This window comes from Mycobacterium sp. 1245499.0, from assembly GCF_001673615.1.
In the GTDB taxonomy this organism is placed as follows: Bacteria; Actinomycetota; Actinomycetes; order Mycobacteriales; family Mycobacteriaceae; genus Mycobacterium; species Mycobacterium europaeum_A.
This window is the reverse complement of sequence record NZ_LZMG01000398.1, coordinates 1-22,492: the sequence shown is the minus strand read 5'-3', so window position 1 is coordinate 22,492 and position 22,492 is coordinate 1. Positions and strand designations below refer to the sequence as shown.

The following is a 22,492-nucleotide window of genomic DNA, read 5'->3' as shown; positions in this document are numbered from 1 at the left end:
CGCCGGCCCCGCAGAACAAATCTGTGAGGGTGAGCGTCATGCGGTTCTACCGAGAGTTTGGAGCCATTCATCCGCCGCCGATACCCGCAGATCGAAAAGCCCTCGCAGGTCCGGGTTTTCATGCATCAGCAGCCGGGCATAGAAAGCGCGGTAGGAGTTGTTGAGTTTAAACTCAGGGTCCGAAGTGGCTAACGCGAGATCCCAGCGTGCTCGTTCGAAGAGGGCGCTGATGCCGAGTTTCCGGCCGTTGGTTTGGGCGACCCATTCCCGGGCGAGGCGTAGGAGTGTGGTGTATACCTGCGGGTTGTCTCGGTGGAACGCTTCGAAGCGGTCGGCGATGGTGGGGTCGAATGACAAGGTGAGCTGGCCGCCGCTCATAGCACCGCCCCGTTCACGTGCCCATCAGAGATCACCTGTACCGGTGTCACGCACTGCGCCAACAGAGCATGCACATGCGCCCGCGCTGTTTTCTGCTGCGCGATCGTCGGAGCGCACTCAGTCGCTGCTTCCGTGATCAGCCGGTCGGCTTGCTCGTAATGCCACTGTGGGGATCGGGTGGTCATGGGTATGTCCTGTCGAGGTGTACGAGCCGGTTGTCGGCGATGGGCGGGGCGCAGAACTCACCCGGGGGTGATCCGCAGACGCAGCATTCGCCGGCGAGCGCGGCCTTCACGTGGGGGCTGTCGGGTTTGCCGAGTTCGTCGAACAGGTTCGGCGAGTGGATGATCGGCATGGGTTTAGCCGGCGAGGCGGAGGCAGGTGTTACCGGTGCCGCTAGAGCGGAGGTACACGTTGCTGCCCGTCCCGAACAGCTGCGTGATCGCGGCCCGGCAGTCAGCTGAGTTTGTGTAATTCTCCGAAGAGACCGCCAGGACACGGCCATTGAGTCCGTTGCGTGCCGTCCACCGCCACCGCTGCGGGCGGCCAGCCAGTCGGGCAAGCGGGTTCTTCGGCGCCTGTGTGAGATCGACGTAGATCAGCGGGTTATCGGACATGGGCGGTTCCTTCTTTCACTGCGGGTTTGGTGTCATGTAAATTTCCGAGGTTGTCCATCCACACCCAGAAGCCCCGGTACAACACGGGAACGTCTGCGGGGTCATCGGTTTGGCGGACCAGCCACCCATACGTCAGGGCTTCCGCGCGTTGGGATTCGATCCGGGCATGGCAGTCGTTGCAGACCCAGAGGGCGTTGGCGGGCTGGTTGGATTCGGGGCGTTTCGTCCCGCCGGCACCCCGCGGTCGACGATGGTGAGCCTGTGCGCCGAGGTGCAGATCACACACCTCACAGATCCGGTCGGCTCGGACGATGATGATCCCGCGGGTCGTGGGAGTGAAACCGGTCATCACTGTTCCTGCGTTTCTGGTTCTGCTTCCGTTTCGATGAATCCCGGTTCGATGGCGTGGACTTCCATACCTTGGGATTTGTAGAGGTCGCTGCCGCTGCGTTCGTCGGCTCTGATGGCCAGGTCGAGTCGTGTGGACTTCGGGGCCAGTTTCAGTACCTGTTTGAGGGCGGTTTTGCGTTCCATCCAGCGTTGTGGGTCGTCGATGTCGCCTTTGGTGCCGACGCGGCCGCCGCGCAGTTGTGCGATGGCTTCTGGTTTGAAGACGTCCCACATTGGTTGTGCACCTTTGACTCCGACGATGGCGTAGTAGGCGATGGGGTCGCCGCGGTCTCCGTCGGATTCGACGTGCTCGAGGATCGGGCTGAGCCCTTTTACGTAGCGGAAGTGGTCGTTGGCGCAGACGAGTTGGGCGTCGAGCCGGTCGGCGTGGGGTGACTGCCAGAACAGTTTCGCGACACCGTTGTAGCCCATGATGAATTGGCATTCGACGATTCCGCGTTTGCGGTCACGGTATGGGACAAGCCACGCTTCACCGTTGACTCCGGGTTCAAGCCCGAGCGCGGAGGCGGTCAACAACGCGCCGGCGAACGATTCCTGGGTGCATTGAGTCAGCATCGGGTTCTTGCGCACTTCGGTCATCACAAGTCGGCAGATCCGGTCAGGGTCCATGCCTTTCGGCAGTGCGCGCCCGATTTCAGGCTCGAGCATTTTGAGCAGCTTTCCGGTGGTCATCTGCTTATCGGCGCCCTGCGCGACAGGCTTGTACTCGGGTTGCGTAGTCATGATGCCCCTTCAAGTAGTTCACCGATGGTTGGTTGGCTGTTGCCTATTGCCCAGTAGGGCAGGCTGATTGAGGTGATTCCGGGGATATATCCAGGCCAGTCGTCCAACTCGGTGCAGCGGGCGTAGGTGTCGATGGCATTGCGGGCCAGCCGGGCCCCTTCAATCATCGCCTCGGCGTCGAACTCGACCACCGACACCAGATAGGGGGGTTCCTTCTCAACGGCCACGAGGATGAACGCAGCTCCGTCGTCGAGTCCGAGAAGCCTTGCCACGTAGACGTAGAACGCGGCCTGTAGGTGGTATTTGTAGTCAGCAGCCCGCCGCGCGAACGCTCCCGGTTCAGCAGTGACAGAGGTCTTCAAATCCACCAGCCAGAGCCGCCCGTCACGGGTCGTCATCCAGTCTGGCCGCGCGCGCAGCTTCATGCCGGTATCGGGATCTGTTGCGAATAGGGACTGTTCAGCTTCACCGTCCGTGAAAAGATCAGCGGCTACTGGATGTTCACGAATTGCCCCGCGCATCAACACAGCCATCCGGTACTCGTCACCCAGCACCGGGATTCTGCCTTCGGCATGAGCGGCGTCGCGTGCGTCTCTGGCGGCTTTGGTGCGCCAATCCGTTGCGTCAACCAGTGCCAGTTCGGATCCTTTGCCTAGGACAAGTGCGTGAACCAGGTGACCAAAGTCAAAGTGCGGCTTTGGCTCAGGAGGGTTGTCGCGACGTTCTTTGAACTTCGCCGGCACCGAAGGAGGCAAAAGCAGTTTCGCCCCAGATGCAGACAGAGCCGGATCTGCGTGGTACTCCATGTCCGAAAGGTCCGCGTAAACGCCGTCGGCCCTCACAACTCGTCCTCCCTGATGGAATCACCGCAGTCGATGCAGACGCCGCCCCCGCCAACAGCACGCCGATAGTCGTGCCGATAGCAGGGGGTGGATTCCATGTGCCGCAAGGCATCGCGGTGCTCTTCGCGCTCCCACTCGTAACTCACGCCGCCTCCTTGTAGCGGCAGCCGCAGGCGACCACGGTGGACAGTTCCCAGATCGGCCGCGAGACACCGCGGTGGCTGCGATACACGTCGGCGCAGCGGATGACACCCTTGCCGCCACACAGCCGGCACGGCCCGCTCACCGGACGGCCTGGGTGTAGAGGGTGGCGATTGTGTCCACCCACCGCACAGCGTCCTCGCGGGAGCAGGCGTGGACCTTGTGGGGCTGCGGCATCCCCGTCGCGTCGGTGACGGGCTTGCACACGTACAGGCGCCAGTCGTTCAATTCTGTTGGGCGGTAAGCCCCGACGATCGGCACATCATTCGAATCCACGGCGATGATTCGTTGTGTGTAGGCGTCCTGCTCCGGGCATATCCGGTACAGCGGCATGGTGGCGGTCATGACGCCGCCAACGCGATCGTCCAGGGCTCACCGCTCGCGAGGCAAGGCTTCCCGGATTTGTCCATGTGACCGGCGATGTTGCCCCGGTCGGTACGGCGGGCGTACCGCCAACAAACAGGGCAGCGTGGATGACTCATAAGGAATCCCCTTTACGCCAACCACATTCGATAAGAGTGCGGGCACGGTCTTGGTATATGACTCGGAGGTTGCAGTCATACGAGATGGTCCCCGCTGGGTAGGAGACAGCAAATAACTGCTCAGCAAGCTCAGTCACCAGGGCCTCGCGCTCGGCTGTTTCGCGTTCCTCGGCCTCGATGACTTCCGCCTCCGTGCGGAGTTCCTCAGCTGACCATGGGGCGCAGGCCGGGTTGGGGTAGTCACGCCCGCTGAGCTTCACGAGAGTCTCAGCAGCCGCACGCAACTCGTCAGCGAAACTCATGCCGCCGCCCCCGGTTCGTGTTCGAAGATCCAGTCGACGGCAGCCCAAGCAGCCTCGAGATACGTCCGGGATGGCTGCTTGTCGATTTCCTGGCCGGGCCGGTAGTTCACCCAGATCGCAGCCCGCATAGACCGGGGCAGCATCCGCCAATGCCTGCCGCACATCAGGGTTTTCGGCGGCACCGGTGTGGTGCAGCGCAGCGCGTGACACGCGTGTACGTGGCGGTTCATACCGTCGCCCCCACTCCGCTAGTGCGCGGCGCATAGGTGTCCGCAAAGCGTTGAAGCAGGGCGACGTGCCTCGGGCATTGGACTTGCACACCCACGGCTAGGGCTTCGCCGGCCTGGTAGGGGGTGAAGCCGGAGTCGTTCTGGATGCCCTGCAAGACACCCTCAACCCCCGGCAAAGTCGGATATTTATCGAGAACAGCACACATCGCGGGTGCCGACGCGAGCGCGTACCGCATCACTTGCGGCTCAATGGATCCCGGGTCAGCGTGGGCCGGGATCGAGAAGTACACGGCGAACGTGAGTAGCGCGCTGGCCGCCCACACCCACAACCACCAGGGCAGGAGGCGGGTCACAGGGCACGCAACCGGAGCGCGGTGTGCCCTGTGATGGCGTTCTCAACCGCGGCCGAGAGTTGCCGCCACCGCTCGATCGTCATGCACATGTTGGGGCCGACGTTCCCGAACGGGTTCATCCGCACCAACGCCCCGTTGCGGTCCTCGCTGATGGCGACATTTGGGGGGCCGTCTGGGTCGACGAAGCCACCGAGTGTGGCCCACGTCCGCTTGTGCTCCGGGCTGATATTGTTAGTAGCGTCCACTTCGGGAAACCAACCTTTCCTGTTATTGGGCTTGGCCTCGTCCCGGTCCACAGCCGGGCCGGGGCCACTTACAATTCGGCTGCGGCTGCGGCCGACAACCTCTGCGCCAGCGCCTCCCACCCATCCGGGACAGGAGAGGTCAACGCGAAACCCCGCACCGCGTAAGCGGCGTCAGTCAAATCAAGCGCGCTCAGGGGTGCGGGCTGCCCAGCCAAGGTCGGGGGGGCAGGGCTGGGCAGCCCACCATCTGCCGGGGACCCGCTGACGGGTGCGGCGCCACTCGCGGCAGAAGATTGGGTTCGTGCGAACTCGGCATCCGGCCAGCCGTCATACGCGCGGCCTTGCGGCCAGAGCGCATCCTCGAGGGATTGGATTGCGCCGCGAGCGGCCGGACTTAGCGGCTCAGTAACTTCCTCTTGGGCTTCCTGCTCCGCGAGCTGGTCGGCCCACAGCTTGTCCGCGGGGTCGGAGAAGTCGAACAGGAAAGCAATCGACTCGGCTGCGTCAACGGCCAGGCTCACCAGACCGCGCACCACACCACACACACTCATCGCGACTTCTCCCAAGCCAATCGCTCTGCCAGATCAAGGTTTTGGGCACGAAGCCGAGCGGATTCGACACGCTCGGCCTCGGCAGCACAGAGGGCCTGCGCCTTCTCACGGCGAAGCCTGTTGTTCTCGCGGCGCAACGCCACGATCTCCGCGGTGTTGTCATCGATGTCACGCACCGTCGCTGCGATCGACGGGCGCACCGCATAGGGCTCGAACGTGTGGATGCCGCTCATGACGCCGACTGCTCCAAATCCGGCCAGATGAGATCGGCGACGGCGTCTAGTGCTGCGCGCTGGGCCTCAAGCCGGGCACGCTCATCGGCTGTGAGTTGACGGACAGTAGACCCAACCGGAGAGGTTGGCCGGCTCGGCGTGAGGATGGGCGGGCGAGCGGCGCGGCCGCGGCGAAGGTTCTCGGTGTTGGTTACCGGCTCGAGGTGCGCCGGGTTGCAGCAGAGTTTGTTGCGGCAGAGGTGGTCGATCGTGAGCCCGTTAGGGACAGGGCCGACGAGCAATGTGTATGAAAGTTTGTGGGTCGACCAAGTCCGCTTTTGGTAGCAGACGCTGCCGTAGCCATTCGTAGAAGCGGCCGTCCAGGTCCAGCAGATCGGGTCGAGGTCGGGCACCGTGCAGTCGTCAAACCGGATCTTGGTTTGCATGTTGACGGGAAGCTGCTCGGGAATCATGACGCGAGCCGCTTAACCCGGCGCTGCGACCGCTGGGATATCCCCGCAACGATCGACATTGGCTCTATGTCATCGACGGCTGGCTTCTCCGGGGCCGCCGCAGTGTTTCCGTTGGTGTTGCTGTACTTGGCAAGCATGTAGTCGATGTCTGCGTCGCTCATGCGCCAATAGCGGCCGAACTTGATGCCGTGCAATTCCCCGCTGTTGAGCCGCGCGGAGAGCCAACGGACGGGGTCCTTCCATTCGGCCGGGAGATATTCCGCCGCGACGACCGCGAGGGCGTGTGTCTTCCGCTGATTCATGCGGGCACCTTGTTCTTGTCGACTGGCGTGCTGCTGGTTGACTCGTGGACCGCAAAAAGGATCTCGAGTGGAACGTCGAGGGTCTCCGCGATGCGCTGGGCGGTGATGGGTTTGCAGCTAGTGCGCCGGCCGGACGTGAGGTGCGAGATGAACCCGCGGGTGCAACCTACCGAGCGCGAGAGTCTGTCGAGGCCGATGCCTTTTTGTTTCATCAGGGCCTTGAGCGTGTCCCCGCTGTGTAGGCGCATCCATGTCCCCCTGGGCCAGCGTTTTCGTCGGTGCATGTGAGTCTCCCTTGTAGACGGCTATCTGTCAAGCAGTTCCTGACAAATGTACGTCTACTGGTAGACGCTGTGCAAGTACTTACATGACTGTAGTTCAGCAGTACAGGGGTTTTGTGACGCATCGCACACATGCTTTTGGTAGACGGGATGACGTAGATTAAGTGTCGTCCACTGGTAGACGGGGGTTGTATGGCTGCGGTTGACCGCACTCACAGCACGGCAAAAACTGATTCCGTGCCGACCATCAGGGATCTCATCCGAAGCGCACTCGACTCCGGGCGCAGCGTGCGCGACCTTGAACAAGACTCCGGATACCGCGTCAAATTCCAGACCTTCCAAGAACTCGCGAACCACGCTCCCCGCCAATTCCCCAAAGAAATCAAGACCATCACCGGCATGGCCCAAGCACTCAACGTCTCCGAGACCGCCGTCGTGCTGGCCTACGCGAAGGGCCTCGGCATACCCGTCGAAGGGCTGAACAACACGTTCGCGCTGCGACTGCCGCCGGACGTCAACTCAATCGAGCCCGAGATGCAGAACGCGATCATCAACATGGCCCGCGCGGCCGTCAGACAACGACGCATAGAGCCCAATCCGGACGCGCCACCGCTGTAAGTCACTGGCCGATCAGTTGGCGTTGCTTCTGCCGCCAGGAATGGCTCGACGCGTAAGCAAACGACATGGCGATGATGCCGTCGCCGACCCAGAACAACTGCCCGCAGTTGATGTCACTACCGAGCGTCACGATGCGGAGCACACAGGCGGCCACGCCGATAGTGCAGCCACCGATGTAGATCGTCGCGGTACGCCGATTGCGGGGATCCCGCCGAAGCAGCCAGAGCGGCAGGATCGTTGCGCCTAAGAGATAGGCAATGAAGCCACACGCCAGTGCCCAGTAGGCGGTGAGATAGTTGTCGAGTGGGCAGTCGAAGAAGTCTGCCCAGTTCCTATCGGCCTGGGGACTCTTGACGATGAGAGCCATCGTGACCGCTACGACCAGCGTCATAGGCCGAGCGAAGTGCTTCGTGAAGGCCGCGCGCAGCTGGTCATCGGTGATATTAAGGCGGCTGGCGACATTCACGCCAATCAGTCCGGCAGCGGCGATGTTAAGGCAGTGCCCGATGTAGGTGTCAAGGTTCCACTGGCCGAACACGCCGTGCAGGGCTCGACCGACGGTTGCTCCGGATGCCGGAGACATAAGGAGCAGGGCGGCGAACTGCAGGATGAGGCTGACGGTGATGGTGCGTTCGGTCAGTTTCGCGTGTTCGTCTTCGGGCCTAAGCGTTCGCCTACGGACCCAGATAGCCCATGCGAGATACGTGCAGGAAATGGCAATGACCAACGTCAACTTAAGACCCCCCAGGTGATTAAGTTTCTGAATGAATAGACGAGACAACACATTCGGGTGCTGTTGACGGGTACGTTAACCCCGAGTTCACGCCACGCCGACGGTTTCCCGGAATTCTCTATGAGTTCACAGCTTCCACAACTTGCCGGGGCCAGGGATGTCTGTGTCAACCGGTCAGGGGGCGAGAATCTTGCCCATCACGTCGGCGGCGGCTTGATGGCTGGTCCGGTCAACGTGCCCATAGATATCAGCGGTGACCTTGATGCTTTCATGGCCCAGGTGACGGGAGACTGTCATGATCGGGACGCCGGCGTTGAGCATCCAGGAACCGCAAGTGTGGCGCAGCGCGTGGGGGGTCGGCGGCGGGTCAAGTTTGGCGCGGGCAACGGCCTTGTCCCACACACGCCGCCGAAACCCCTGATACCGCACCTGTCGCCCCGCACGATTCACAAACAGCCACTCATGGCTGTAGTCGAGTTTGTCCAGGACCGACTTCGGGACATTGATCATCCGATCGGACCGCTTCGTTTTCGTCTTCCCGATGGTGTAGCCCTTCGAGCTGTACTTCACTGCACGCCGGATGCGCACCGTGCCTGCGGTGCGGTTGACGTCGTCTGGACGCAGCGCAGTCGCTTCACCCCACCGGCAGCCCGCTGCGACAAGGAACTCCACGAACGGCCGCCACGGTTCGGTCGTCGCCGCGAGCAAGGCGTCGAATTCCTCTACCGACAGCATGCGCAGATCGCCATCCTCACGGAATTCATCCGAGTCGCCCGTGATACGGGGAAGCCGACGCCCGGCCGCAGGGTTGGAAGGGATCTCACCCTTGATCACCGCGGCGCCGAGCGCACCGGACAGGAACCCGTGCTTGTTCTTGATCGACTTCGGTGACAGAGGTTTACCTGTCTTCGGGCTCGGTGTGGTCTCCATGTGTTTGACCCAGCGGCCAATGTCTTCGGCTTTCAGCGCGGTGAGCGGGATGTGCCCGAAGAACGGCTCAATGTCGAGCCGCAGATACCGCTCGTAGCTGTCCAGCGTCGACTGCTCAACACCAGTCAGGTCGTCGATGTGCCGACGGCACCATTCGGCGACGGTGATTTCAGAAGTGCGGTGCCGCCGCGGCGCCGGGTCCACGTTGTACATCTCGAGGGCGCGGGCGGCGCCGTGCGCCTCGACGGCAGCTTTGAAGGCCTGTGCGGTTTTCTCGGTGTCGAACGTCAATCCGCCTTGCCGGTTACGGCCGGTGTCGGGGTCGCGGATCTTGTAGACCACCAGGTAGGCGGTGGTGCCGTCGCCGCGCGGCCGCTTGACGAGCGATGCCATGTGATTGACCGTAACACGGCACGCGGGGTGACAAAGTGATTGACAAACGTTCGGCGAGGTGTTTAATGGGTGTTGACCTGCTAAAACTCGGTGGAGCTAAGGGGACTCGAACCCCTGACCCCCACACTGCCAGTGTGGTGCGCTACCAGCTGCGCCATAGCCCCGAGAAGTCGTGCCCATCGAAGCTACACCACCGGTAACCGTCCATCAAAGTTGCTGCTAGACCGGCTCCACGTCCGCCTCGGAGGCCAGCAGATCGGCCTCGAGATCCGCCGCCGTCCGGGTCTCCGGCGCCACCACCCAGCCGATGGCGGCGATCAGCAGGACGATCCCGCTGATGACGAAACCCCACATGTAGCTGAACTGCTCGGCGGCCCAACCGACCGCCATCGACCCGACAATCGCGCCCAGGTCCGACATCATCTGCACCGTCGCCACCGGAAGACCCGCCCGCGCCTCATTGCCCAGGATGTCGGCGACGGCGGCCTGCAACGGTGACATATAGATGCCCGTCATCGCCCCGACCACGCCCGCCGCCACCATGAACACCGGCAACGACGAGACGAAACCCAACCAGACGGTCGCCGCCCCGGACGTCACCAGCCCGATGATCAACAGGGTGCGCCGCCCCATCCGGTCCGACAGGTAGCCGCTGGGGATGACCGCCAGCGCGTTTCCACCCGCGAACGCCGCGAGCACCACGCCGATGATGCCGATGCCCCGGCCCATCACATCGGATATGAACAGCGGCACCAGCGCGACCCGTAGGCCGAACGCGGACCAGCCGGTCGCGAAATTCGACAGCAACGCCGAGCGGTACGCGCGCACCCGCAGCGCCTCGCGCAGCGTCACCGTGGATCGCGTCGGGGGTGGCGGCGCAGCCAGCGCCGAGTTCCGCAGGCTGTAGAACAGCACCACCGCGACGGCCAGCATGGCGACGCCGTAGACCACGAACGGAGCGGTCAACCCCCAACCCGCCGCCAGGCCGCCCACCGCCGGGCCGCCGACCGCGCCCACCATGAACGAGGTGGTGAACAGCCCGGCGATCCGGCCGCGCGCATCGGGAGGGCTGATGTGGATCATCAGCCCCAGCGCCGAGACGTAAAACATCGTCGACCCGATGCCGCTGAAAACCCGGCAAAGCATTAACTGCCAGTAGGCCTGGGAAAAGGCACACGCGGCGGTGGACACCGCCACGATCAGCAAACCGCCGATGTAGATCCGCCGCTCGCCCAAGCGTTCGGTGAGCAGTCCACTGATCGGCGCGAAACACAACCTGCTCAATGAAAAGACGGTGACCAAGAAAGTCACCGCCTTGATGCTCACCCCGAACGTGCGCGCAAAGGTCGGCAGCGCCGGCGAGATCACGCCGTAGCCCAGGGCGATCATGATATTCGCCCAGCTCAGGATCCAGACTTCGCGCGGCAGCCGGCTAGAACGGGATGCACGTCCCCCCGGGCGGGCACGACGGAGGGAAAAGGTCACCCAATGACTTTATTAACCACCTCGCGCGCGGTTTCCTGCACCTGGGCCAAATGCTGCGGCCCCTTGAAAGATTCCGCGTAAATCTTGTACACGTCCTCGGTGCCCGACGGGCGCGCGGCAAACCACGCATTGGCCGTCGTCACCTTCAATCCGCCCAGTGGTGCGCCATTGCCGGGCGCCGCGGTCAGCTTCGCGGTGATCGGCTCCCCCGCCAATTCGGTCGCGGTCACCTGGTCGGCGGAGAGCTTCGACAGACGCGCCTTCTGCTCGCGATCGGCGGGCGCGTCGACGCGCGCGTAGTAGGGCGTGCCGTACTCGCCGGCCAGCTGCTGGTAGCGCTGCGACGGACTCAGCCCGGTGACGGCGAATATCTCGGACGCCAGCAGCGCCAGGATGATGCCGTCCTTGTCGGTGGTCCACACCGAGCCGTCCCGCCGCAGGAACGACGCCCCGGCCGACTCCTCGCCGCCGAAGCCGATGGTCCCCTCGATCAGGCCGTCGACGAACCACTTGAATCCGACCGGCACCTCGATCAGCTTGCGGCCGAGGCCGGCGACCACCCGGTCGATCATGGACGAACTGACGGCGGTCTTGCCGACGGCGATACCGCCCGGCCACGACGGCCGCCGGGTGTAGAGGTATTCGATGGCCACCGCGAGGTAGTGGTTCGGGTTCAGCAGACCCCCATCGGGCGTGACGATGCCATGGCGGTCGGAGTCCGCGTCGTTGCCGGTGGCGATCTGATACCGATCGCGGTTGGCGATGAGGCTCGCCATCGCGTCCGGCGAACTGCAGTCCATCCGGATCTTGCCGTCGTGGTCGAGGGTCATGAACCGCCAGGTCGCGTCGACCAGCGGATTGACCACGGTCAGGTCCAGGCGATGCCGCTGGGCGATCTCGCCCCAATAGTCGACGCTCGCCCCGCCCAGCGGGTCGGCGCCGATGCGCACCCCGGCGTCGCGGATGGCATCGAGGTCGACCACGTTGGGCAGGTCATCGACATAGTTGCCGAGGTAGTCGTGGCGCTGCACGGACTGTAGCGCGCGGGCCAGCGGAACGCGCTTGACCCCCGACCCGTCGCGCAGGATCTCGTTGGCGCGCTTGGCGATTGCGTTGGTGGCGTCGGTATCGGCCGGTCCGCCGTTGGGCGGGTTGTATTTGAAGCCGCCGTCCGCGGGCGGGTTGTGCGACGGCGTGACCACGATCCCGTCGGCCAGCGCGTCGGTGCGCTCCCGGTTGTAGGTGAGGATGGCGTGGCTGATCGCCGGCGTGGGCGTGTAGCGGTCCCTACTGTCGACGACGGCCACCACCTCATTGGCGGCCAGCACCTCCAGCGCCGACACCCAGGCCGGCTCGGAAAGCCCGTGCGTGTCCCGGCCGATGAACAGCGGACCCGTCACGCCGTGCGCGGCGCGGTATTCGACGATGGCCTGCGTGATCGCCAAGATATGCGCCTCGTTGAACGCGCCGCCCAGTGCCGAGCCGCGATGGCCCGACGTGCCGAACGCCACCTGCTGGGCGACGTCACCGGGGTCGGGCGCGATCGAGTAATACGCCGTCACCAGGTGGGGCAGATCGACGAGATCTTCGGGCTGGGCCGGCTGTCCGGCGCGAGGGTTGGCGACCATGGTTGTCAATTCTGCCCGTGTCCGCGTCCCCCCGGGCTGCGCCGGTCTGGACTTCGGCCATACGCTGCGTAGCGCACCGGCAAACGAAGGGAACCGACGCCAGTGGCTCAACGGGACTATCGCGAATTGGCCGCGGTGTTCGCCGGTGGTGCGCTGGGGTCGGTGGCCCGTGCCGCGCTGAGCACGCTGGCCGGCGGCGACCCGGCGAGTTGGCCCTGGGCCACGTTCGCGGTCAACATCGTCGGGGCCTTCCTGGTGGGTTACTTCACCACCCGGCTGCTGGAACGGTTGCCGACGTCAAGCTATCGGCGGCCCCTGCTCGGCACCGGATTGTGCGGCGGTTTAACCACTTTCTCGACAATGCAGGTCGAGACGCTGCGGATGATCGAGCACGGTCATTGGGCGCTGGCCGTCTCTTACACGGTCACCAGCATCGTGCTGGGCCTGCTGGCGGTGCACCTTGCCACCAAGTTGGTGCGCCGGGTTCCGGTGCGCCGATGACGGCCGCCACCGTGACGACGGCTCTGGTCTGGGTCGGCGTCGCGCTGATCGGCGGCATCGGGTCGGTCCTGCGTTTCGTCGTCGACCGCACGGTGGCGCGGCGGGTGTCTCGGCCGTTTCCGTTCGGTACGCTGGTCGTGAATGTCAGCGGCGCAGCGCTTTTGGGCTTTCTCGGTGGCCTGGCGTTGAACAAGGAGGCGGCCCTGCTGGCGGGCACCGCCTTCGTCGGCGCCTACACCACGTTTTCGACCTGGATGCTGGAAACGCAGCGGCTCGGCGAAGAACGCCAACTCCGCGCGGCACTGGCCAACATCGTCGTCAGCGTCGCGCTGGGTGAGGCGGCGGCCTTCATCGGACAGCAGCTGGCACAGCAGCTTTGATGGCTGTTCAGCTATCGCGCTGACGCGGGACGTCCTCTGGAGTGCGAGGCAGCACGTACAGCGCCATCCGCCGATTCGACATCTGATGCTCACCGAGGAATGTGCAACCGCTGCGCTCACAGAACTTGCGCGCCAACACGTTGCGATGGTCGGGATCGAACATGATGCGGCGACATCGCGGATCGAGGGTGAGGATGCTGACCACCAGGTAAGGCAGCAGGTAGCTGACGTGGCCGCGCTCGATGTGGTCCAGATCGGCGACCGCGACGTGCAATCCCAGATCGTGCGGGTCGTGCTCATACCGTCGGGCGATGGAATCCTTTGCCGCCCTGTATAATTCGATATACGCGCGATCGACCCCGTCCAGGGTGGCGATGAAGGGACGCGAAAACGCGCCTTCCAATTGCGCCTGCAGATACCGATGCCAGCGCTGCACCGGCCAGTTGGACTCCCAGGCCTGCACCAGATGGGGCCGGCTCATCCACTCCGCGATCATTGCGGCGTCGGCGTCCGGGTCGACGACGCGCAGACCGTAGGGCTCGGGGAGGTCCGGGATGGGCGGCGGCGGGACGCTGCTGATCGCCTCGGGAAGATCGGTCAGTTCCCGCGGAAGGATGGGCTGGGCGTCACTCATCACTGGACTCAGCGCGGCTTGAGCAGCTTCGCCAGGACGGCCGCCTGGCTGATGTCCAGGTCGCGGGTCGCCGTCACCAGCGTGACCGGGCCCTGCTTGGCAAGCGCGCGCAACTCCTGCAGGGCGGCATTGCCGTGCAGCTCCTCCTTGTAGCGTGCCGCGAATTCGTCGAACCGGTCCGCGTCGTGGTGATACCACTCGCGCAGGTCCTTCGACGGCGCGACGTCCTTGCACCACATGCCCACTCGCGGATCGTCCTTGCGCACTCCCCGCGGCCAGACCCGATCGACCAGAACCCGCTGCCCCTCGCCGGGGCTGACTTCGTCGTAGACCCGCGCCACCTGGATGCGCCTTCTGGCGCTCATCCGTTCAGCGTAGCGATGGGCGCTTGTCGGTGGGCCGTTTATAATCGAATATACGTTCGAAGAATTGGCGGCGGTCGACCCGGCTGCCGACGAAGCGGCGCTGATCGAGCGCATCGCCGACTTGGAGTCGATCAAGTCTGCGGCGGCAGCGGGCCAGGCCCGAGCGGCGGCGGCCCTGGATGCGACGCGTCGGGCCGCCGAAGCGGCCGCCGGGGTGCCCGCGGCGCGCCGCGGCCGCGGCGTGGCCGGCGAGGTCGCGCTGGCGCGACGGGACGCACCCGCGCGAGGCGGCCGGCACCTGGGCTTCGCCAAGGCTCTGGTGTACGAGATGCCACATACGCTGGCGGCGCTGGAGAGTGGGGTCTTGTCCGAGTGGCGGGCCACGTTGATCGTGCGCGAAAGCGCATGCCTGGACGTCGAGGACCGCCGCGCCCTGGACGCCGAAATGTGTGCCGACCCGACGAGTCTGACCGGCATGGGCGATGCGCGCGTGGCCGTGACCGCGAAGGCGATCGCCTACCGGCTCGATCCGCACGCCGTCGTCGAGCGGGCGGCCAAGGCCGCGAATGACCGGACGGTCACCATTCGGCCGGCGCCGGACACGATGACCTATCTCACCGCGTTATTGCCGGTGGCCCAAGGGGTTTCGGTGTACGCGGCGCTGCGCCGTGAAGCTGACACCCGCGGCGACGGGCGGCCGCACGGGCAGGTGATGGCGGATACGCTGGTGGAACGAGTCACCGGGCGCTGCGCGACGGTCCCTACGCCGATCGCGGTCAACCTGGTGCTGTCCGACGAAACGCTGCTCGGCGGCGGCAATGCACCGGCCGACGTCTGCGGCTACGGTCCCATTCCCGCCGCGGTCGCGCGGAGCATGGTCGCACAGGCCGCCACCGACGATTGTTCGCGAGCGACCCTGCGCAGGCTCTACACGCATCCCCGAGCGGGGGCACTGGTGGCCATGGAATCACGGGCACGACTTTTCCCGCGCGCCCTCGCCGCGTTCATCGGGTTGCGCGATCAACGCTGCCGCACGCCCTACTGCGACGCGCCGATCCGGCATCGCGACCACGCACAGCCGTGGGCCGACGGCGGCCTCACCACCGCAGACAACGGCCTGGGCCTGTGCGAGCGCTGCAACTACGTCAAGGAGAACGCGGGGTGGAAGGTTAGCGCCGGTGTTGACGAAAACTACACGCACACCGCGCTTGTCACGACACCGACCGGCAAAACCTACCGGTCGGCGGCCCCGGCGCGTGGGCCCACGATCACCGTCAGCAAGCTGGAGATCCGCGTCGGTGTCGCGCTCGCGCGACACGCCGCATAGCGCTCAGTAGTGATAGGTGTCCGACGGCGCCGGCGAATGGTCCCGTTCTTCGTCGTCGAATTCCGACGATTCGATGCCGTACGCCCGGGCGAGCTCGAGAATCTTGGTCGCCCGGGCGATGCGCGGGAGGTCGGAGCCGTTGCGGATCTCTCCCCCGTCACGCTCGAACTCAGCGAAAAACTCTTTAGCCCACGAGATTTCGTCGTGTGAGGGTGACAGGCCCTCGTTCACCACGGCGCATTGGTCCGGGGTCAAGCAGATCTTGCCGGTCATCCCGAACTCCACGGAAACCGCCGTGGCCTCGATCAGCTTCAAAGCGTTGGAGCCGATCGTGGGCCCGTCGATGGCGCTGGGCAGGCTGGCCGCCTTGGCCGCGATCGTGAATCGCGACCGGGCATACGCCAACGTGCCCGGGTCTTCACCGAACCCCGTGTCGCGGCGGAAGTCGCCGATGCCGAAGGCGAGTCGGAAGGTTCCCTTCGCCGCGGCGATCTCGGTGATGCGCTCCAGGCCGCGGGCCGTTTCCACCAGCGCGACGATCGGCACGTTGGGCAGCCGTTGCGCCGTCTCGGTGACGTGGTCCACCGATTCGACCATCGCCAGCATCACCCCGCCGACCGGAGTGGCGGCCAGGGCGGCGAGGTCGTCCGCCCACCACGGGGTGCCGAAGCCGTTGATGCGCACCCAGTCGGTGTTCCCGGCGTTCAACCAGCGCACCACGTTGTCGCGGGCGGCGTGCTTGTCCTTGGGAGCGACCGCGTCCTCGATGTCGAGCACGACGATGTCGGCGCGCGAGTGCGCCGCGGCCTGAAACCGGTCGTCATGCGCACCGTTGACCAGCAGCCAACTCCGGGCCAACACGGGGTCGATGCGGAAACCGATGACGTCGTCGGAGTCCGGCGCGCTGCTGTTGACCTGCTCGTACATTCCCCAACCGTAGCGATATCGCAGACGGTTCGGCCGCCCGACCGAGCGAGAACTCGGGCCGGGCGGCCGTGCCACCTGATCGGATGTTCGAACTAGTTGATGCCCACGACCTCTTGCGCAATGGCCGCGACGCGCGTTTGGGCAGCTGAGACGACCCGCTGGCGATTCTTGTTCGCCTCCTCGTAGGCGATGATCGCCCGCACGTCGCTCGGGCTGGTGAGCTCCTTGACCGCGGCCGCCGCCTCGTTGACGTTGAGCTCGTCGTAGTTGGCGATGGGCAGCTCGTCGGCGTCGAGGACACCCACCGCGGCGCGCGCCGAGTGCAGGGCATCGGCGGTCTGCCGGGCGCCCTCGTTGCGAGTGACCTTCTCGGCCGCCTCGAGCGCGGCGTTACGCGACGCGGCGAGCGCTTTCGTCGCCACATCACCGGCGTGGGCGCCCCTGCCCACCAGGTCATTGATCGCCGGCCGCGCCGAACGCAGTGCGTCGGCGGCGCGGTCGATTCCGCGGGTCGACCACTCAACGGGCAGGTTGAACAGTTTCACCGCGGTCCCGGTCGCCGCCTGCAATGGCGTGCGCCGCAGCGCGGCCGGACCGCCGAGGGCGTCCTCGGCAAGGACGGTCGTCAGCCAGGCGACGGTGGCCGAGTGCGCAGTGATCAGCCGCGTCGCCAGGCTTTCGATCTCGGGGAGCTCGGCGGCGACGGCCAGCGCCTTGAGGTAGCGCGAGCGGTCCAGCAGCTGGTTTTCCAGCGCCAGATCACCCAAAAGCGCCTCATCGAAAGGTTGGGCCTGCTCGGTCAAGGCCTTGACCGCGGCTGCGGCGCGGCCCAGCAACGGGCCGACCACGTCGGGGACGCCACCGAGGTCCCGGATCGCCTTCTCGATTGCCTCCGATCGCTCACGCCCGTTCGAGGCGTTCTGCGTCAGCTCCCGTTGCACCGCCTCGGTGCGTGCCTGCGCGATGCGGGTTTCGGCGACCTGGATTTCGGTGTTGGTCAGCTGGTGCAGTGCGCGCAGCTGCGCAAGCACTGTGGTCTTGTCCGATGAAGTCATGAAGATTTCGCCTCCTGCGTTGATTACTTGGATCGGCACGAGAGCGCCTTGTTTCTGCGGCTACCCATTCGCCGGGGGGCGCTCAACATCTGCGGCGGACGTGTGACACATCTCGCTTTTTGGTTGGCGTCCGACCGGCCCGCCAATCGCTGCGGCGGTGGCCAGCAAACGAAAAAGGTCTGGCGTCGAGTTTCGGCGTGCTTTGCCGGGGTAGCCCACACCTCGCTACGTTGCGGCCATCGGTCGTGCGTCGCGTCATGCGGAGACTAGAGCATCCTGGTCCCGAAATGCGTGTCGATCAGTCGTTATGGCTCGATCAGCAAACTCACTAGGAGTAGAAATGCGTAAGACCATTGCAATCGTTTCAGCCACCGGAGCGCTGTTGTTCGGTGGCGCGGGTGTCGCCAATGCCTCCAGTGCTCCGGCGCCCTCGTCCACGACGACGACGTTGGCGGACAGCAACAACAACAATGACCAGCACAGCGACAAGACCGGGCTGTGGGGCCTGGCTGGCCTATTGGGCCTGGGCGGACTCGCCGGACTGATGCGCCGCAAGGACACGCCCGCCGGCACCGGCGTCGGGCCGGCCACCACCCGCGACCGCGGCGTCTAACTAACCCGCGCTTCCCAGATCCCCGTCGGACGTCCGCGCGGTTGACGGGGATCTGGGGACCCGCGCACTTGCACCCAAACACCCTGTGCCGCAAGCTATTTCAGCTGACGGTCGAGTGCCGGCGTGCGTCGCGCACGGTGAGGCGCCGTTTGGCGGCCTGTGCAGCGGGTATGCCCTGGATCAAGCCGCACACAGCCCAACGTGCGTTTCCCACTCTCTCCTCACAGGAGGTACGGCGATGGCCGAGATGATCATTCAGTCACCCGACGAAGTCGTCGCGTTCCTGAAAGCCCAGCACAACCTCATCGAGGACATGTTCGATCAGGTGCTGCACGCCACGGACCCGAAAGCGCGTGAAGAGCCGTTTGCGGCCTTGCGCCAGTTGCTGGCCGTCCACGAAACGGCCGAGGAAATGGTCGTGCATCCGCGGGTGCGGCGGGAGGACGACGCCGGCGACGCCATCGTGGATGCCCGTCTCAAAGAAGAGCACGAAGCCAAGGAGCTGCTCTCGCAAGTGGAGAAGCTCGATATCACCTCCCAGGAATTCATCGACGAACTCCGCAAGCTGCGCGAGGCCGTACTCGAGCATGCCCGGCAGGAGGAGAACGACGAATTCCCCGTGCTGGAACGCGAAGTGGACCCCGACGATCTCAAGCGGATGGGCGCGGCGGTACGTGCGGCCGAGGCCATCGCCCCGACGCGTCCGCACCCGGGCGTGGAGTCGGCGAAGCTCAACTTCGCGCTCGGGCCGTTCGCATCCATGCTCGACCGTGCCCGTGACCTGATCGGGAAAGCGCTCGGATAGAGCACCCGGGTTTTCCGTAGGCTCGATGAGATGAGCGTTGCCCCGGATACCACCGTCGCGCTTCAGGATCGGTTCTTCCGCGAGCTGCCGGAGATGGCGGTCCGCTGGCAGGCGGAGACGTTCCCCGAGTTGCGGCTGCTGGTGCTCAATGAGCCGCTCGCCGCCACACTGGGCCTCGACCCCGGCTGGCTGCGCGGCGCCGAAGGGCTGCGCTTCTTGGCAGGCAACCTGGTGCCCGACCGCGCCACTCCGGTAGCCCAGGCCTACGCCGGGCATCAGTTCGGCGGCTTTGTTCCGCGGTTGGGCGACGGGCGTGCGCTGTTGCTCGGCGAACTGGTCGACGGTGACGGACGGCTACGCGATGTCCACCTCAAGGGCTCCGGAGCCACCCCGTTCGCCCGCGGCGGTGACGGGCTGGCGGCGGTGGGGCCGATGCTGCGCGAATACATCGTCAGCGAGGCGATGCATGCCCTGGGAGTGCCCACGACGCGGTCGCTGGCGGTGGTGGCCACCGGGCGTCCGGTCCATCGCGAAGAAACGCTGCCGGGGGCGGTACTCACCCGAGTGGCAAGCAGCCATCTGCGCGTCGGCAGCTTCCAATTCGCCGCGGCCACCGGCAACCACGACCTGCTGCGCCGCCTCGCCGACCACGTGATCGGCCGCCACCACCCCGCTGCCGCCGGGGCCGAGAATCCCTACCTCGCCCTGTTCGAAGCCGTGGTCGCGGTCCAGGCATCGCTGATCGCCCAATGGATGCTGATCGGGTTCGTCCACGGGGTGATGAACACCGACAACACGACCATCTCGGGCGAAACGATCGACTACGGACCGTGCGCCTTCATGGAGGCCTACGACCCCGACACCGTCTTCAGTTCGATCGACTTTTGGGGCCGCTATGCCTACGGCAATCAACCCGTGATCGCCGGATGGAACCTCGCCCGGTTCGCCGAGACGCTGCTGCCACTGTTCTCGGACAACACCGAGCAGGCGATCGCGCTCGCCGAGCGGTCGTTCGGGATCTTCCAAACCCGCTACGACGCGGTGTGGTCCTCCGGGATGCGCGCCAAGCTCGGCTTGCCCGCCGACATCGACGCCGAATTCGCCACGGTGTTGGTGGAGGAATTGCTCCTGCTGCTCAAGCAGAATCACGTGGACTACACCTCGTTCTTCCGCCGGCTCAGCGACGCCGCGCGCACAGAAGCCAAGTCAGGCGCCGAACCCGTCCGCGGGTTGTTCGCCGACCTCGCCGGTTTCGACGCCTGGCTGACGCGGTGGCGGGCGCTGGGTCCCGACGCCGATGCGATGGATCGCACCAACCCGATCTACATTCCGCGCAACCACCTGGTCGAGGAGGCCCTCACCGCCGCGACGGCCGGCGAGCTCGGCCCGTTGGAACAACTGCTCGCAGCGGTGACGCAGCCCTATGCCGAACGGCCGGGTCTGGAACGCTACGCCACCCCCGCCCCCGAGGACTTCGGGAAGTACCAAACCTTTTGCGGGACTTGAGTTTAGGATAGCTTGGCGAGCTCGGCCTGCAGCCCGTCCAGGCGTCGCAGCGTCTGATCGCGAGGCTCCGTTGGCAGGTCCACCAACAGGTGTGTCACTCCCAGATCGCGATAAGCCTCGAGGTTCTCCGCCGTCGGTTCGCCACCGTGAAAGTGGATCACCGGCACGTCCTGGCCGGCCACCTCGCGCAACTGCTCGAGCGGAGCCGACAGCTCCTTCGCCGATGGTGTCATCGACAGCCACCCCGCGTTCAGCCGGGCGATGCGCTTGAAGCCCGCCGGCCCGCCGCCAAGATAAAGCGGCGGATAGGGCTGCTGCACCGGCTTGGGCCAGCTGTAGATCGGGTCGAAGTTCACGAATTCGCCGTGGAATTCCGCCTTTTCGTGGGTCCAGATCTCGATCATCGCTTCGAGCCGCTCGTCCACCACACGTCCGCGAACCGCGGGATCCACACCGTGATTGGCGATTTCCTCACGCAACCAGCCGACGCCCACACCAAACCGAAACCGGCCCTGCGACACCAGATCGAGCGATGCCACCTCTTTGGCCGCGTGGATCGGGTCGCGCTGGGGCACCAGCGCGATGCCGGTGCCCACCACGAGTCGTTCGGTGGCGACCGCCGCGGCGGTCAGCGCCACGAACGGATCCAGCGTGCGGTAGTACTTCGGCGGGATCGGCCCGCCGCTCGGGTACGGGGTCTTCGCGTCGACCGGGATGTGTGAGTGCTCGGCGAGGAAGAGCGATTCAAACCCGCGCTGCTCGAGCGCCTTGCCCAGATCGACGGGACCAATGCCGTCGTCGGTAACGAAAGTCAGCACACCGAAACCCATGACGCTTAGTCAACCGCATCGCCGTGCGGCTGTCAGCGCGACGTCGTTCCGGCGGCCAGTTGGCCGCCGTCGGTCATCGGGGCCAGACGCGCCATTCCGCGCAGGATCCAGGGGGTGCGCCGGGCCAGCACCGCCACCGCCCGGTCCGATCGACGCATCGAGGTCTGTGGGCCGGGCGTGGGTGCCGCGGCCAACTGCGCTTCCCGCGACGCTATGCCGGTGCCGTGGCGGTCGACGGCGACCAGCTCCCACTCGCCCGGTACACCGCGCAACTCAACGAGACCGCGCTCCCGGAAACCGATCCCGGAGCCGACCACCAGGTCACGAACCGTGCGCGACACCAGGATTTCCCCACCACCGGCTTGACCGAGGATCCGGGCCGCGATGTGCACGGCGATGCCACCGATGTCGGTGTCCATGAGTTCGCACTCGCCGGTGTGGATGCCGATGCGAATCTCGACGCCCAGTCTCTCGACACCGTCGCGCAGGTTCTCGGCGCAGCGGATGCCCTGGGTGGGCGCGTCGAAAGTGATGAGGTAGCCGTCGCCGGTGCTCTTGACCACGGTGCCGCCGTATCGTCGCGCGGCCTCTGCGGTGATCTCGCCGAAGCGCTGCAGGATCGCGCGCCATCGCTCGTCGCCGGTCGCCGCCACGCGTTCGGTCGAGGAAACGATGTCGGTGAACAGCACTGTGCGCAGGGCGCGGTTCGACGGCGGCGGAGTGGCGTGGCTGCCGGTGAGAAGCTCCTCGATCTCGGTGGCGATCTTGTCGGGATCGGTGAACCACGGCGCGTGATCGGTGCCGTCGAGTTCGACCATCCGCGCGTTGGGAATGTGTGCGGTGAGGTACCGCCCCGCCTGCACCGGGACGCCGGGGTCCCGGGTGGCGTGCACGACCAGCGTGGGCATGGTCAGCGTCGGCAAGATCGGCCGCACATCGATCTGGAACGCCGCTTCGAGTGTGGCCCGCGCCATTCCGGGGCTCGCGCACATCCGCTCCAGCATGCCCAGCTGCCGAGAGGACCGGACGGAGGGCAGCAGACATTTGAGGGCCTCGCCACTTCCCCACGCCGACAACACCGCCCGGCCGAACTGCGGGCACGCTGCATAGCCGAGCTCGGCGAGGAGTACACCCCGTCCGAAGAACAGATCAGCGGCTT

At 65.5% G+C, this 22,492-nt stretch carries 30 protein-coding genes and 1 tRNA gene; 7 read left to right on the top strand and 24 right to left on the bottom strand.

Annotated features, from left to right (window positions below):
• Positions 1-36: 36 nt before the first annotated feature.
• The 13 genes from A5646_RS25010 to A5646_RS24945 form a co-directional block, all read right to left on the bottom strand.
• Positions 37-378 carry a hypothetical protein gene (locus tag A5646_RS25010; protein WP_067024975.1) on the bottom strand — a complete coding sequence of 114 codons (342 nt, stop codon included), beginning with the start codon at positions 376-378 and terminating at the stop codon, positions 37-39.
• 181 nt (positions 379-559) lie between these two features.
• The gene (locus A5646_RS29250) at positions 560-733 is read right to left on the bottom strand and encodes a hypothetical protein (protein ID WP_156765699.1); all 174 of its coding nucleotides are present in this window, start codon (positions 731-733) and stop codon (positions 560-562) included.
• 251 nt (positions 734-984) lie between these two features.
• Complete coding sequence (locus tag A5646_RS25005) at positions 985-1,344, bottom strand: hypothetical protein (protein WP_067024972.1); 360 nt, start codon at positions 1,342-1,344, stop codon at positions 985-987.
• Complete coding sequence (locus A5646_RS25000) at positions 1,344-2,129, bottom strand: recombinase RecT (RefSeq protein WP_067024969.1); 786 nt, start codon at positions 2,127-2,129, stop codon at positions 1,344-1,346. Before A5646_RS25000 ends, A5646_RS25005 begins: the two co-directional genes overlap by 1 nt.
• A complete protein-coding gene (locus A5646_RS24995; RefSeq protein ID WP_231998467.1) occupies positions 2,126-2,971 on the bottom strand; it encodes a PD-(D/E)XK nuclease-like domain-containing protein in 846 nt (281 codons plus the stop codon). Before A5646_RS24995 ends, A5646_RS25000 begins: the two co-directional genes overlap by 4 nt.
• On the bottom strand, positions 2,968-3,117 hold the full coding sequence (locus tag A5646_RS29245; RefSeq protein ID WP_156765698.1) for a hypothetical protein: 150 nt from the start codon (positions 3,115-3,117) through the stop codon (positions 2,968-2,970). The genes A5646_RS24995 and A5646_RS29245 overlap by 4 nt, the downstream gene beginning before the upstream one ends.
• A complete protein-coding gene (locus A5646_RS29240) occupies positions 3,114-3,257 on the bottom strand; it encodes a hypothetical protein (RefSeq protein ID WP_156765697.1) in 144 nt (47 codons plus the stop codon). Before A5646_RS29240 ends, A5646_RS29245 begins: the two co-directional genes overlap by 4 nt.
• Entirely contained in the window at positions 3,254-3,517 is a 264-nt protein-coding gene (locus A5646_RS24990) for a hypothetical protein (RefSeq protein ID WP_067024966.1), read from the bottom strand. The genes A5646_RS29240 and A5646_RS24990 overlap by 4 nt, the downstream gene beginning before the upstream one ends.
• 1,018 nt (positions 3,518-4,535) lie before the next feature.
• The gene (locus A5646_RS24970; RefSeq protein WP_156765696.1) at positions 4,536-4,784 is read right to left on the bottom strand and encodes a hypothetical protein; all 249 of its coding nucleotides are present in this window, start codon (positions 4,782-4,784) and stop codon (positions 4,536-4,538) included.
• A 547-nt stretch (positions 4,785-5,331) separates the two neighbouring features.
• Positions 5,332-5,568 carry a hypothetical protein gene (locus tag A5646_RS24960; protein ID WP_067024950.1) on the bottom strand — a complete coding sequence of 79 codons (237 nt, stop codon included), beginning with the start codon at positions 5,566-5,568 and terminating at the stop codon, positions 5,332-5,334.
• Entirely contained in the window at positions 5,565-6,020 is a 456-nt protein-coding gene (locus tag A5646_RS24955) for an HNH endonuclease signature motif containing protein (RefSeq protein WP_067024947.1), read from the bottom strand. Before A5646_RS24955 ends, A5646_RS24960 begins: the two co-directional genes overlap by 4 nt.
• Positions 6,017-6,322 (bottom strand): hypothetical protein, encoded by a 306-nt coding sequence (locus tag A5646_RS24950; protein WP_067024944.1) that lies wholly within the window; start codon positions 6,320-6,322, stop codon positions 6,017-6,019. The genes A5646_RS24955 and A5646_RS24950 overlap by 4 nt, the downstream gene beginning before the upstream one ends.
• Positions 6,319-6,570, bottom strand: coding sequence for a helix-turn-helix domain-containing protein (locus A5646_RS24945; RefSeq protein ID WP_067024941.1), 252 nt, complete (start codon positions 6,568-6,570; stop codon positions 6,319-6,321). The genes A5646_RS24950 and A5646_RS24945 overlap by 4 nt, the downstream gene beginning before the upstream one ends.
• A 270-nt stretch (positions 6,571-6,840) precedes the next feature.
• On the opposite strand from A5646_RS24945, the gene A5646_RS24940 reads away from it, so the two are divergent.
• Positions 6,841-7,221 carry a hypothetical protein gene (locus A5646_RS24940; protein ID WP_067024938.1) on the top strand — a complete coding sequence of 127 codons (381 nt, stop codon included), beginning with the start codon at positions 6,841-6,843 and terminating at the stop codon, positions 7,219-7,221.
• Between the two features lies 1 nt (position 7,222).
• On the opposite strand, the gene A5646_RS24935 is transcribed toward A5646_RS24940, so the two are convergent.
• The 5 genes from A5646_RS24935 to pgm all read right to left on the bottom strand — a co-directional run bounded on the left by A5646_RS24935 (position 7,223) and on the right by pgm (position 12,390).
• Positions 7,223-7,954 (bottom strand): hypothetical protein, encoded by a 732-nt coding sequence (locus tag A5646_RS24935; RefSeq protein ID WP_156765695.1) that lies wholly within the window; start codon positions 7,952-7,954, stop codon positions 7,223-7,225.
• A 174-nt stretch (positions 7,955-8,128) separates the two neighbouring features.
• On the bottom strand, positions 8,129-9,277 hold the full coding sequence (locus tag A5646_RS24930; RefSeq protein WP_067024932.1) for a site-specific integrase: 1,149 nt from the start codon (positions 9,275-9,277) through the stop codon (positions 8,129-8,131).
• A 91-nt stretch (positions 9,278-9,368) separates the two neighbouring features.
• Positions 9,369-9,441 (bottom strand) — tRNA-Ala (locus A5646_RS24925).
• A 55-nt stretch (positions 9,442-9,496) separates the two neighbouring features.
• A complete protein-coding gene (locus A5646_RS24920; RefSeq protein ID WP_231998468.1) occupies positions 9,497-10,705 on the bottom strand; it encodes an MFS transporter in 1,209 nt (402 codons plus the stop codon).
• 53 nt (positions 10,706-10,758) lie between these two features.
• Positions 10,759-12,390, bottom strand: coding sequence for a phosphoglucomutase (alpha-D-glucose-1,6-bisphosphate-dependent) (gene pgm / locus A5646_RS24915; RefSeq protein ID WP_066864900.1), 1,632 nt, complete (start codon positions 12,388-12,390; stop codon positions 10,759-10,761).
• A 102-nt stretch (positions 12,391-12,492) separates the two neighbouring features.
• Between pgm and crcB (A5646_RS24910) the strand changes: the two genes are divergently transcribed.
• A complete protein-coding gene (gene crcB, locus A5646_RS24910; protein WP_066864904.1) occupies positions 12,493-12,891 on the top strand; it encodes a fluoride efflux transporter CrcB in 399 nt (132 codons plus the stop codon).
• Positions 12,888-13,271 (top strand): fluoride efflux transporter CrcB, encoded by a 384-nt coding sequence (gene crcB / locus A5646_RS24905; RefSeq protein WP_066864908.1) that lies wholly within the window; start codon positions 12,888-12,890, stop codon positions 13,269-13,271. Before crcB (A5646_RS24910) ends, crcB (A5646_RS24905) begins: the two co-directional genes overlap by 4 nt.
• Positions 13,272-13,278: 7 nt before the next feature.
• Here crcB (A5646_RS24905) and A5646_RS24900 read toward each other — a convergent pair whose 3' ends face one another.
• Positions 13,279-13,905, bottom strand: a complete 627-nt coding sequence (locus tag A5646_RS24900) for a GNAT family N-acetyltransferase (RefSeq protein WP_067024926.1) — start codon at positions 13,903-13,905, stop codon at positions 13,279-13,281.
• 8 nt (positions 13,906-13,913) lie between these two features.
• A complete protein-coding gene (locus A5646_RS24895; RefSeq protein ID WP_066879137.1) occupies positions 13,914-14,270 on the bottom strand; it encodes a DUF488 domain-containing protein in 357 nt (118 codons plus the stop codon).
• A 43-nt stretch (positions 14,271-14,313) separates the two neighbouring features.
• Here A5646_RS24895 and A5646_RS24890 point away from each other — a divergent pair, with 43 nt between their 5' ends.
• Positions 14,314-15,597, top strand: coding sequence for an HNH endonuclease signature motif containing protein (locus tag A5646_RS24890; protein ID WP_197505279.1), 1,284 nt, complete (start codon positions 14,314-14,316; stop codon positions 15,595-15,597).
• 3 nt (positions 15,598-15,600) lie between these two features.
• Here A5646_RS24890 and A5646_RS24885 read toward each other — a convergent pair whose 3' ends face one another.
• Both A5646_RS24885 and A5646_RS24880 read right to left on the bottom strand, forming a co-directional pair.
• The gene (locus A5646_RS24885; protein ID WP_066864920.1) at positions 15,601-16,524 is read right to left on the bottom strand and encodes a CoA ester lyase; all 924 of its coding nucleotides are present in this window, start codon (positions 16,522-16,524) and stop codon (positions 15,601-15,603) included.
• Between the two features lie 92 nt (positions 16,525-16,616).
• The gene (locus A5646_RS24880) at positions 16,617-17,579 is read right to left on the bottom strand and encodes a hypothetical protein (RefSeq protein WP_067024920.1); all 963 of its coding nucleotides are present in this window, start codon (positions 17,577-17,579) and stop codon (positions 16,617-16,619) included.
• A gap of 340 nt (positions 17,580-17,919) precedes the next feature.
• Between A5646_RS24880 and A5646_RS24875 the strand changes: the two genes are divergently transcribed.
• The 3 genes from A5646_RS24875 (at position 17,920) to A5646_RS24865 (ending at position 20,503) form a co-directional block, all read left to right on the top strand.
• Positions 17,920-18,192, top strand: coding sequence for a WGxxGxxG family protein (locus tag A5646_RS24875; protein WP_066864926.1), 273 nt, complete (start codon positions 17,920-17,922; stop codon positions 18,190-18,192).
• Positions 18,193-18,430: 238 nt separating this feature from the next.
• A complete protein-coding gene (locus A5646_RS24870) occupies positions 18,431-18,997 on the top strand; it encodes a hemerythrin domain-containing protein (protein ID WP_066864929.1) in 567 nt (188 codons plus the stop codon).
• Positions 18,998-19,027: 30 nt separating this feature from the next.
• Complete coding sequence (locus A5646_RS24865; RefSeq protein WP_067024917.1) at positions 19,028-20,503, top strand: YdiU family protein; 1,476 nt, start codon at positions 19,028-19,030, stop codon at positions 20,501-20,503.
• A 2-nt stretch (positions 20,504-20,505) separates the two neighbouring features.
• On the opposite strand, the gene A5646_RS24860 is transcribed toward A5646_RS24865, so the two are convergent.
• Positions 20,506-21,333, bottom strand: coding sequence for an LLM class F420-dependent oxidoreductase (locus A5646_RS24860; protein WP_067024914.1), 828 nt, complete (start codon positions 21,331-21,333; stop codon positions 20,506-20,508).
• A gap of 32 nt (positions 21,334-21,365) precedes the next feature.
• On the bottom strand, positions 21,366-22,492 hold a 1,127-nt coding region (locus tag A5646_RS24855; protein WP_156765693.1), incomplete at its 5' end, for an adenylate/guanylate cyclase domain-containing protein.